Annotated in this window: 9 protein-coding genes and 1 tRNA gene; 3 read left to right on the top strand and 7 right to left on the bottom strand. The window is 61.1% G+C overall.

The genetic code is table 11. The features are described from left to right. Window positions 1-469: 469 nt before the first annotated feature. Window positions 470-628: a hypothetical protein gene (locus tag A2J01_RS36440; RefSeq protein WP_003945304.1), complete on the bottom strand. Its 159-nt coding sequence runs from the start codon at window positions 626-628 to the stop codon at window positions 470-472. Between the two features lie 118 nt (window positions 629-746). Then, window positions 747-822, bottom strand: a tRNA-Arg gene (locus A2J01_RS16785). A 97-nt stretch (window positions 823-919) separates the two neighbouring features. Between A2J01_RS16785 and A2J01_RS16790 the strand changes: the two genes are divergently transcribed. Further along, entirely contained in the window at window positions 920-3,055 is a 2,136-nt protein-coding gene (locus A2J01_RS16790) for a cytochrome c oxidase assembly protein (RefSeq protein ID WP_007733346.1), read from the top strand. Between the two features lie 182 nt (window positions 3,056-3,237). Next, window positions 3,238-3,651, top strand: a complete 414-nt coding sequence (gene ssb / locus A2J01_RS16795; protein ID WP_064113153.1) for a single-stranded DNA-binding protein — start codon at window positions 3,238-3,240, stop codon at window positions 3,649-3,651. A 4-nt stretch (window positions 3,652-3,655) separates the two neighbouring features. On the opposite strand, the gene A2J01_RS16800 is transcribed toward ssb, so the two are convergent. Further along, entirely contained in the window at window positions 3,656-4,114 is a 459-nt protein-coding gene (locus tag A2J01_RS16800) for a MarR family winged helix-turn-helix transcriptional regulator (protein ID WP_003945320.1), read from the bottom strand. Between the two features lie 106 nt (window positions 4,115-4,220). Between A2J01_RS16800 and A2J01_RS16805 the strand changes: the two genes are divergently transcribed. Then, complete coding sequence (locus A2J01_RS16805; RefSeq protein WP_007733348.1) at window positions 4,221-6,038, top strand: ABC transporter ATP-binding protein; 1,818 nt, start codon at window positions 4,221-4,223, stop codon at window positions 6,036-6,038. A 118-nt stretch (window positions 6,039-6,156) separates the two neighbouring features. On the opposite strand, the gene A2J01_RS16810 is transcribed toward A2J01_RS16805, so the two are convergent. From A2J01_RS16810 to A2J01_RS16825, 4 genes are all read right to left on the bottom strand, one after another. After that, window positions 6,157-7,845 (bottom strand): FAD-dependent oxidoreductase, encoded by a 1,689-nt coding sequence (locus A2J01_RS16810; RefSeq protein WP_064113154.1) that lies wholly within the window; start codon window positions 7,843-7,845, stop codon window positions 6,157-6,159. 147 nt (window positions 7,846-7,992) lie between these two features. Then, window positions 7,993-9,192, bottom strand: coding sequence for an acyl-CoA dehydrogenase family protein (locus tag A2J01_RS16815; protein ID WP_064113155.1), 1,200 nt, complete (start codon window positions 9,190-9,192; stop codon window positions 7,993-7,995). A gap of 25 nt (window positions 9,193-9,217) precedes the next feature. Further along, window positions 9,218-10,198 carry an NADPH:quinone oxidoreductase family protein gene (locus tag A2J01_RS16820; protein WP_064113156.1) on the bottom strand — a complete coding sequence of 327 codons (981 nt, stop codon included), beginning with the start codon at window positions 10,196-10,198 and terminating at the stop codon, window positions 9,218-9,220. Further along, window positions 10,195-10,617, bottom strand: coding sequence for a MaoC/PaaZ C-terminal domain-containing protein (locus A2J01_RS16825; RefSeq protein ID WP_007733354.1), 423 nt, complete (start codon window positions 10,615-10,617; stop codon window positions 10,195-10,197). Before A2J01_RS16825 ends, A2J01_RS16820 begins: the two co-directional genes overlap by 4 nt. Between the last annotated feature and the right edge of the window lie 169 nt (window positions 10,618-10,786).

Raw genomic sequence — 10,786 nt, forward strand, 5'->3', positions numbered from 1 at the left:
TTCAGGTCGTTCTCGCGCGCCTCGGCACGATGAACTGGCTTACTTTTCAAGCGCTTTCGATGCCCGGAGTCAAATGGTGACGGTCGTTGCGTAGTTGCTGACGGTGGATGCGACCGGTTCGATCGGCGTGCAGTCGCCACATCCGAGCAACCGCACCGAGTGGCCGCGAGGTCCCTCAGCCGGTACTTTTCGCAGCTCTCTGGACACTTCGCGAAATCGGACCTTCGAATCGAGTTCTCGCGCAACCATTCTGACGCAGCTTGTGTCAATGGCGCTACACCCGCGGCTGCCCGCAAGGTTTGACTGCCCCGGCTGCTGTGACGCCTTGGGATCCGGAGCGCAGAGATTCTGTGACAGTCGCGGCCGCTCCGCGCAGCGTGTTGCATGCGACTCAGCCGCCATTGGTGGACTCTTGCCTACCGACTCGTCGTCGTAGAACTTCGTGAGACGACCTTGTCGCAGGGAAGGGCTACAACGATTGGTCGGGCCCGGTCAACGAGGCGGGACCGGTAGTCGGTTGGTGTGCGCCGGTGAACCGCTCGACGACGGATACAACGACGATCGCGAGTGCCAGGATTCCAACGGTCCGGGCGAGTGACTTCAGGGTCTTCGGAAGTGCCTTCTTCATGCGAGGCAGATTACTGCGGACGGCACGCAATTTGTGGGCTAGGTTTCGATCCGAATCAGACTGTTCTGCCCAGTGGCCGCTCGTCCACGCAGTGTGACTATCCGTGAATCAAATCTTGTGGTGCCCCCGGCAGGATTCGAACCTGCGACCAAGAGATTAGAAGGCTCTTGCTCTATCCCCTGAGCTACGGAGGCGCGTGGAACATCATACTCGAGGGTTCGGGATGTGACGCGCGCCGCCCAACTCCGACGCGTTGTCGTAGTCGGTTCGCGAAGGTCCTACCCTTGAGGTATGGCTACACCCGACCTCGCGCCGACAGATTCCCCACCGGAGTCCACACAGCACAGCGGTGCACCCGCTTCTTCGACCGCGATATTCGTGGTCAGTGGACTCATCGCAGGGCTCACCGCAGCCATCGTGGTGGGATTCTCCGCGTCGCAGGCACTGACTCTTCTGGGCATCCCGGATCCAGGCCCGATCACCACGTACGGCCTGCCCGCGATGCGGGCACTGGGGGAGATCGCCGCGGTCATCGCGATCGGGTCACTGCTGCTGGCCGCGTTCTTCGTGCCGCCGCAGAAGTCGGGCGTCCTCGACGTCGACGGCTATCGGGCAGTCCGAACTGCATCGCACGCCGCGATCGTGTGGGCGATCTGTTCGTTCATGATGGTGCCTCTGACGCTCTCTGACACGTCGGGTCAGCCGTTTGCCGAAGCGATCAAACCGGCGAACCTGTGGTCGGGACTCGATCAGGTCGAGATCGCCGGCGCTTGGCGTTGGACTGCGATCATCGCGGTTGTTCTGGCGATCCTGGCCCGACTGACACTGCGCTGGTGGTGGACCCCGCTACTGCTGCTGGTCGGTCTTCTCGGACTGATGCCGCTCGCTCTCACCGGTCACTCGTCTTCGGGCGGGTCGCATGACATCGCTACCAACAGCCTGATCCTGCACCTCGTGGCGGCTTCGCTCTGGGCCGGCGGCTTGTTCGCGCTACTGGCACACGCGCGGCGCGGCGGCGATTACACCGACGTAGCAGCCCGACGCTTTTCGACGGTCGCATCCATCTGCTTCGTCGTCATGGGATTCAGCGGCGTCATCAACGCGATTGTCCGTCTGCCTCTCGACGACGTATTCACCACGACGTATGGACGATTGATCGTCGCGAAAACAGTTGCACTGATCATCCTCGGGTTCTTCGGTTGGGCTCAGCGGAGTCGGGCGCTACCGGCGCTGGCGGAGAATCCGAAGAGTCGCTCTGCCCTGATTCGATTTGCCGGCGCTGAAGGCATCGTGATGGCGGCGACCATCGGTCTCGCGATCGGCCTTGGTCGTACCCCGCCGCCCCCGCCTTTGTCGATTCCTTCGATTCCCGAGGTCGAACTCGGTTACAACCTTCCGGACCCGCCGTCGTTCATGGCCTTCGTGACGGACTGGCGATTCGACCTCATGTTCGGCACCGCCGCCGTTGCTGCGGCGATTCTGTACGGAATCGGTCTGCGCAAGCTGGCCAAGCGTGGGGATTCCTGGCCTGTCGGCCGAACCATCGCCTGGATGAGCGGTTGTGCGGTGCTCCTGATCGCCACGTCTTCGGGCGTCGGCAAGTACGCGCCGGCAGTATTCAGCGTTCACATGGGTGCGCACATGGCGCTGTCGATGTTGGGCCCAGTCCTGCTGGTTCTGGGTGCGCCGATCACTTTGGCTCTGCGGGCCCTGGATCCGGCAGGCAAGGACGGCGTGCCCGGCATTCGCGAGTGGATTCTGACCGCTCTGCACAGCCCGTTCTCGCGATTCATCACCCACCCGATCGTGGCGGCAGTTCTCTTCGTCGGCGGTTTCTACGCGCTGTATCTCGGCGGAATCTACGGTGCGACGGTCGACTCGCACAGCGCTCACCTGCTGATGAACCTGCACTTCATCCTCAGCGGCTATCTCTTCTATTGGGTGGCGATCGGAATCGACCCGTCACCACGTCAATTGCAGCCAGTGACCAAGCTGGCAATGGTCTTCGGCTCACTTCCGTTCCACGCCTTCTTCGGCGTGGCATTGATGAGCACCACCGCCGTCATGGGCGGCGCGTACTTCCGTTCGCTCGGCCTCGGCTGGAACAACGACCTGATCGGCGATCAGCAGCTGGGCGGCAGCATCGCGTGGGCGACCGGCGAGATCCCGCTCATGGTGGTCATGCTCGCGCTACTGGTTCAGTGGTCGCGCAGCGATGGCAGGACAGCGCGGCGAACCGACCGTGCGGCCGAGCGCGACCACGACGCCGACCTCGCCGCGCACAACGCGATGTTCGCCGAATTGGCCAGGCGAGACCGCGAAGGGTGGAAACCCCGTGAGGCTGCTGACGCGGAGACTGCAAGCGAGGACTCTGCGGACGAGACACCCAGCGAGAAGAAATCCGACGAATCCTCCACTAGCACTTAGCTCCGACACTGCCCGGGCCGTTTGGCTCGGGCAGTGCTGTTTCTCCACAGCTGTTCCACCGATGCACAGGTGGAAATCGAAGATCCCGAGCCACGCGTTTGTCGTTCCACAATCGAAACTGCCGACGCAATGATCGGCCCCGCGGCAGTTGGCGGGTTCTGGAGTTCGAAGGGGGATCGGACATGTACGAAACGCATGCAACGGTTGTCGGAACCGTCATCACCAATCCGGTGAAGCGGCAGACCACCAATGGCGAAGAGGTGCTGAGCTTTCGGATGGCGAGCAACACGCGTCGCAAAGACACGGTGACCGGAGAGTGGACGGACGGAGCGACCCTCTATCTCACGGTCAGCTGCTGGCGGCGGTTGGTCACCGGCGTCGGCGCATCCATCATGAAGGGTGATCCGGTCATGGTGGCGGGGGAGTTGCGCACCAACGAGTACACGACCAAAGAGGGTGTGCCTCGTTCCGATCTCGAGCTACGGGCGACTGCGGTAGGCGCGGACCTTGCTCGTTGCATCTCGAAGATCGAGCGTCAGAGCAAGCCGACGTCGGCGGAGAATGTCGAGGACGCAATCGACACCGTCGCTGCGTGAGGACTCAGACCGAAGGTTTCGGGCAGTCGCGGGGCCGCGAGTCGTGCCCCGCGTCCACTCGCTCGAGAAGTTCGGTGAGAGTTGCTCGCTCCGATTCGTCGAGGTCGTCGAACACATCCGAAGATTCGCGTCGTTGAGCTTTTGCGACGTCGGCAGCGAGGGTAGCGCCGGCGTCGGTGAGCTCGAGTAACACGGCTCGCCGATCGTTCGGATCGGGAGTGCGGCGCACCCATCCGGCCTCTTCGAGGGAATCCACGACGTCGGTCGCCGACCGCGGAACGATGCGCAGTCGCTCGGCAAGAAACCCGAGTCGAACCGGCTCGCCCACTCGGGTCAGTACTCGCAGCGCTCGGCTTTGCGACGGCGAGAGACCGAATGGTTCCAGCGCTGCCACCTGACGTCGGCGGATGAGCCGTGCCACGGACATCACGACGTCGGTGAGTTCGCGCTCTCGGGAATGCATGGCGTCAGTCTAGCGTTGTTGGTGTCAGCCTCATAGTGAGGTAACCTCATCAATATGAAACTAGGGTGAGAAAGCCTCCAGGAGGTAGAACGTGAAACCAGATCGCATGCGAAACATCGAACGATCCGCTGTCGAGATCACTCCGGCGGAATCCGTACCGGCAAAACGCGTACTCGGACTGTTCGCGCCGTATCGAACTCAGATCGCCATCGTCACCGCGGTCATCACACTCAGCGCGATCGTGGCGCTGGGCAGCCCGCTGCTCCTACGCGAAATGCTCGACAAGGCGATCCCGGACAAGAACCTCGGACTCGTGAGCGTTCTGGCCATCGGCATGATCGCTATTGCCGTGATCACGAGCTGTCTCGGCGTGGCGCAGACCTGGATGTCCAACAGCATCGGCCAGAAACTGATGCACCAACTGCGCGTGCGGGTCTACTCGCATCTGCAGAATCAGTCGCTCGGATTCTTCGCTCGAACCCGAACCGGAGAAGTTCAGTCGCGTATTGCCAACGACATCGGCGGTATGCAGTCGGTGGTCACCAACACGGCAACATCCATCGCGCAGAATGCAACGACCGTGGCAGCCACCATTGTTGCTCTGTTCCTTCTGGATTGGCGGCTTGCCATCTTCTCGCTGGCGATCTTGCCGGTGTTCATCCGTATCGCACGCAAGATCGGTGACGAGCGCCGCAAGATCTCTGGTAAGCGGCAGAAGCTACTCAGTGATCTGTCGGTCCAGGTGGAGGAATCTCTCTCCGTCAGTGGCATTCTCCTCGGCAAGACGACCGGCGCGAAGTCGGCTCTGACGGATCGATTCACCGAGCGTTCAGCGGAAGTCGCAGACGTCGAACTCCGAGCCATGATGGCCGGCAAGTGGCGCATGGCGACCATGTCGATCACCTTCGCAGCCATGCCTGCACTGGTCTACTGGTTTGCCGGTTTCACTCTCGATCACGGCAACACCATCACCGTCGGCACCCTCGTCGCATTCACCACGTTGCAAACACAATTGTTCCGCCCCACCATGATGCTGCTCAACACGGGCGTCGAGGTGCAGAGCTCGATGGCACTGTTCAGTCGCGTGTTCGAGTACCTGGATCTGCCGATCGACATCGCGGATCCGGAAGAGTCGAAGAGCTTCGACCGCACCAAGATGTCCGGCGAACTTCGGTTCGACCACGTCGACTTCTCGTATCCAGGAACCGACAGCAAGACCCTCGACAACATCGACCTCACGGTCCCGGCCGGCGGAACCTTGGCGCTTGTCGGCTCCACGGGTTCGGGCAAGACCACTCTCGGATACTTGGCCGCACGTCTGTACGACCCGACTGCGGGATCGGTGAGAATCGACGACGTCGATCTGCGGGACCTCGATCTGGCGACGGTCTCCGACCTGGTAGGTGTGGTGTCGCAGGAGACGTATCTCTTCCACACGACGATTCGTGAGAACCTTCGGTTCGCGAAACCCGACGCCACGGACGCCGAGATCGAGCAGGCAGCGCGCATCGCGCAGATCCACGAGTTCATTTCCGGTCTCGACGACGGGTACGACACCATGGTCGGCGAGCGCGGCTACCGATTCTCCGGCGGTGAGAAACAGCGCATAGCGATCGCGCGCACAGTCCTGCGGAATCCGCCGATCCTCGTCCTCGACGAGGCGACGAGCGCCTTGGACAATCGCACTGAACGTGCGTTGCAGGACGCGCTCGACGAGCTGATGGTCGGACGCACCACTCTTGTTGTGGCGCACCGACTCTCCACGGTTCGAGATGCGGATCTCATCGCGGTCCTCGACCAGGGCGTGGTTGTGGAAAAGGGCACCCACGACGAACTGGTGAAGCAAGGCGGGCGGTACGCGCAGCTGCTTGCGGCTTCGGGTAGCGACGCGGTCGAACTGCCTGCGGAATTGCAGACTGTGTGACAGTGCATCCATCGCGTTGGCGAGTCACCGAGCACCGACCAGAGGTGGCATGGATGTTCGTCCAGGCCACCTCCGCGTGGTTGTACGTCGTGCCGACGGGAACGGGAACGACTCCGATCTATCGCGGGTCCTGTCGGCGGTCAGCTGCGTGGCGCGCCGCGATGTATCCGAAAACCATCGCCGGCCCGATGGTCGCGCCTGCCCCGGCGTAGTCGTTGCCCATGACCGCGGACGAGGTGTTGCCCGTCGCGTAGAGACCTGCAATCGGTTCACCGGAACTGTGCATAACCTGTGCATGTTTGTTGTAGACGAGCCCGCCTTTCGTTCCCAGATCGCCGGTTCGTAGTCGAATCGCGTAGTACGGACCTTCGTCGATCATGTCCATCGAGGGGACTGGCAATGTCGGGTCCCCGTAGTAGTTGTCGTACGCACTTTTTCCACGCTCGAAGTCTTCGTCTACACCGTTGTGCGCAAACCTGTTGTATCGATGCACAGTGAGAGCTAATTGTTTCTTCGGAAGTCCGAGGCGGCCGGCCAACTCGTCGAGCGTGTCGCCGGTGTAGAGGAGTTCGTTGTCGAACCAGGATTTCGGGAACTTCTGCCCCGGCATGATCGCTCCGATCTGATAGCGACTTTTGGCCTTCGCGTCGAAGATGAACCACGCTGGGTCGTGACCCCCGGCAATCTGGTTGTGGACGAATGTCACGTAGGGAGCGGATTCATTGGTGAACCGAACTCCGTTCTGGTTCACGATGATCGATCGGGGAACCGACCGTTCGGAGACCAATCCGTGCATGATCCCGTCAGGTCTCTTGAACGAGGGCATCCACCACGCGTCATCCATCAGGTCAACTGCGGCACCGATTTGTTGTCCCGCGCGGATGCCGTCTCCAGTGTTGTCGACTGAACCGAGGCTGTAGTTGGCGCTGGCGTTTTCCGGGAGATATTGCCGACGCATCTCGTCGCTCTGTTCGAAACCGCCGCAGGCGAGCAGTACGCCTTTGGAAGCTCGGATTCTGACAGTGCGGCCGCTGCGCTCGGCCACCACACCCACCACGCAATCATCGTCGTCGGTGATCAGCGATTCCATCGCAGTGTTCAGCCAAAGCGGAACGCCGGCTTGTTTGATCGCCAGGCGCAGACGGCCGACCAGGGCCTGCCCGAGTGTCTCCATGTGCCTTCTGGTCAGAACACTCTTCGCTGCACGCCACCCGGTTGCCAGCGCGGCACGTCGCCCTGCCCAGGTACGCATGACCATGTTCAGTTTCACGAACTCTTTGGATGTGATGTACAGACCGGCGGGAGTCGGAAGTGCGCCGGGGCGCAGACCGGACTCGTCGGTGCCGAGCATTTTCAGGTCGAAAGGAAGCGGTTCGATGGTACGTCCACGTGGGCGACCGCCCGGCTTCTCCGGGTGATAGTCCGAATAGCCCGTACACCATTGGAATCGCATGAGCGGGCTGGTCTTCTCGAGGAACTCGAACACGCGTGGACCTTCGTCGACGAATGCGTCGATGTTGTCCTCGGGAACTCCATCACCAACGACAGCTCGCATGTACGCCCGGACGTCGTCACGGCTGTCCGAGAGCCCTTCGCGGATGAGAGTTGGATTGTTGGGCACCCAGATGTTGCCGCCCGACAGCGCGGTGGTGCCGCCATAAACGTCTGCTTTTTCGATGACGAGGGTGTTCAGACCATTGGCGGCGGCTGCCAACGCCGCGGTCAACCCACCGGCACCGCTGCCGACAACGAGGAAGTCCACTTCGTGATCGAAGGACACTTCCCTTGATTTTGACGCGCGAGGCATTTGCCTCTCCTATTCAATTGGTTGAGGTTTTCTCTTCACGGGCCGCAGCCCGAAGCGGTTGACCGAGGTCAACCATGCGCTCGAGTGGACGAAGGCTGATGATTCAGCAATACAACGGCTTTCGCGGGCCTCGAACACCAATCGCCGTCAGCGGTGCTTGCGCAACTCGTGGCGTGCGACGCTCCTGATATGCACTTCGTCTGGTCCGTCGGCGATACCGAGGATCCGGGCACTCGCCCACATTCTCGCGATCGGGAAGTCGTCGGTGACACCGCCACACCCGTGGCACTGGATCGATCGATTCAGGACGTTGCGCGCCACACGAGGACCGATGACTTTGACTGCCGCGATCTCGATCTGAGCGCCCTTGGCTCCGACCTGGTCGATGAGCCATGCTGTCTTCAGCACCAGAAGGCGGGCCTGCTCGATTTCCATTCGCGATTCGGCGATCCAGGTCCGGACAACTCCCTGATCCGAGATCGGCCCGCCAAAAGCGTTACGAGACTGGGCACGTCGAACCATCAAGTCCAATCCGCGCTCCGCCATGCCGATACAGCGCATGGCGTGGTGAATTCTGCCCGGACCCAGGCGCGCCTGTGCGATGGCGAACCCGTCTCCTTCGGACGCAAGCATATTTGTTGCCGGTACTCGAACGTTATCGAACCGAATTTCACAGTGGCCGTGTTGGTCGTGGTATCCGAATATCGGTAAACTGCGCACGATTTCGACTCCAGCGGTGGCGACGGGCACCAAGATCATCGATTGCTGCTTGTGGGGCTCTGCCTCGGCATTCGTCTTCCCCATGACTACCAGAATTTCGCACCGTGGGTCTGCTGCACCGGTCGTCCACCATTTTCGACCGTTCACGATGTATTCGTCGCCGTCCCGAACAATCGACGTCATGATGTTTCGGGCATCGGAGGACGCAACATCGGGTTCAGTCATGGAGAAGCCCGAACGCATTGTGCCGTCGAGCAGTGGTTGAAGCCATCGCTCCTTCTGCTCGCGGGTTCCCACCAGGTGCAGGATCTCCATGTTTCCGGTATCGGGCGCCGCGCAGTTGAGGGCTTCGGGGGCAATGTAGGGCGAGCGTCCCGTCACCTCGGCGATGTGGGCGTAGTCGAGGTGAGACAGTCCTGAGAGCGCCGGCATGAACAGATTCCACATGCCCTGGCGTCTCGCTTCCAACTTCAGCGACTCGACTACGGGTGGCAAGACGTGACTGCGAGGTCCTGCGGCCTCGAGTTGTTCGGAGTAAACCGACTCAGCTGGGTAGACGTGTTCGTCCATGAATGCTTCTAGACGCGCGATGATTTCGCGCGCAGCGGGGCTCGGAGCTAAGTCCATTGACGGCACCTTTTGTCGTGAATTGTCATTCGGGGTTGGTTGAGAGGATGACTTTGCCCAGCGCTCGTCGACTCATGACTTCCTCGAGTGCGGTAGGAGCATTGATCAGCTGGTGGATGCTGTTCACATGAGGAGACAGAGCGCCACCGTCGTACATGTCGAAGAGCGCTCGCATGTTGTCCGCGTTGCACTCCGGATTACGCTTCGCCCATGCGCCCCAGAGAACTCCATGTAGCGCCCCGCCAACGACGAGGAGGCGATTCATGCCGATCTTCGGAATCTGCCCCGAAGCGTAGCCAACCGTCAAATATCTTCCTGCGGTGGATAATGCGCGCACCGCTGTAGCGGCGTGATCTCCACCGACCGGGTCGTACACAACGTCTACACCGGACGGTGCGACCTGTGCGACTCGTTCGCGAAGGTTGCCCGTTGTGTAGTTGATCAACTCGTCTGCTCCATGTTGCTTACAGACCTCGAGTTTCGCTTCGGAGGACGCCGCCGCCACCACGCGTGCACCCAATGCTTTGCCGATCTCGATTGCGGTGAGCCCGACGCCCCCGGAGGCACCCAGGACGAGCAATGTCTCTCCTGGTTGGATCGCAGCTCGGTCGACGAGTGCGTGGTAGGACGTTCCGTAGGTAACCACGAATCCGGCAGCGTCGGAGAAACTCATGGAATCAGGGATGACAAAGACCTTGTCACTGGTGACCGCCACGAGTTCCGCGTATCCGCCCATGCCGCAGAAGGCCATGACTCGCTTCCCCGGGGCGACCCCTTGGACGTCCGAGCCGACACTGTGCACTACACCCGCGACTTCCGACCCGGGAATGAAGGGGAGTGGGGGTTTAGTTTGATACGTTCCGGCGACGATCAACCCGTCGGGAAAATTGACACCCGCCGCCTTGACCGAGACGAGAACTTGGTTCGGTGTCGGCGTGGGATCGTCAATTTCTGTGAACTGCAGTTGATTCGGCAACCCCAGCTGGGTACATACGTGCGCCTTCACGGCCGCTCCGACGGTACGAGGGGCGTCCGCACGAAGGTTGCCCACGCCTTGACCGCCAATCCGCCGGTCTGCCGCGTGCAGGCGAGTTCGACGTCGATCTTGTCACCTTCGTCGTCCGCATAGGTTCGTTCGACAAGCGCTGAGCATGTCAGAGTGTCATCGGGCCAAACCTGTTCGAGGAACCGAACTCGTATCGCTCGGATGTTCTCTGCACCCAGCCAATCGGTGGCGAAGGTGGCCAGGAGCCCAGCTTGGAACATCCCGACCGAAAACGGACTCGGGTACCCCGCCGCCTCGGCGAAAACCTGGTCGTGATGAATCGGATTCATGTCTCCCGACGCACCTTGGTACCTGACGAAATCGGTGCGGGATACCGGACCGACAACCCACGGGGTCGGGACTGACACTGTGTTGATCAAGATTCCTCCACAGTCGGTCGAGCAGTTTCCACTCCGGTCATAGTTGCCCGAGCAATGAGATTTCCCTGTTCGTCTTCGAAATCCGTTGTCATCACGGCAAAAGTCATCTCGCCGCCCTTCCGTCCCTGCTTCGTGTAGATGTCGACGATCCGCGAAGTGCAGTTCAGAC

Source organism: Rhodococcus sp. EPR-134 (genome assembly GCF_001647205.1).
Lineage (GTDB): Bacteria > Actinomycetota > Actinomycetes > Mycobacteriales > Mycobacteriaceae > Rhodococcus_F > Rhodococcus_F qingshengii.

Coding starts and splice junctions, on each gene's coding strand:
- A2J01_RS16790 (WP_007733346.1), top strand. CDS start 920: ATGGCTACACCCGACCTCGCGCCGACAGATTCCCCACCGGAGTCCACA.
- A2J01_RS16805 (WP_007733348.1), top strand. CDS start 4,221: ATGCGAAACATCGAACGATCCGCTGTCGAGATCACTCCGGCGGAATCC.
- ssb (WP_064113153.1), top strand. CDS start 3,238: ATGTACGAAACGCATGCAACGGTTGTCGGAACCGTCATCACCAATCCG.
- A2J01_RS16815 (WP_064113155.1), bottom strand. CDS start 9,192: ATGGACTTAGCTCCGAGCCCCGCTGCGCGCGAAATCATCGCGCGTCTA.
- A2J01_RS16800 (WP_003945320.1), bottom strand. CDS start 4,114: ATGCATTCCCGAGAGCGCGAACTCACCGACGTCGTGATGTCCGTGGCA.
- A2J01_RS36440 (WP_003945304.1), bottom strand. CDS start 628: ATGAAGAAGGCACTTCCGAAGACCCTGAAGTCACTCGCCCGGACCGTT.
- A2J01_RS16810 (WP_064113154.1), bottom strand. CDS start 7,845: ATGCCTCGCGCGTCAAAATCAAGGGAAGTGTCCTTCGATCACGAAGTG.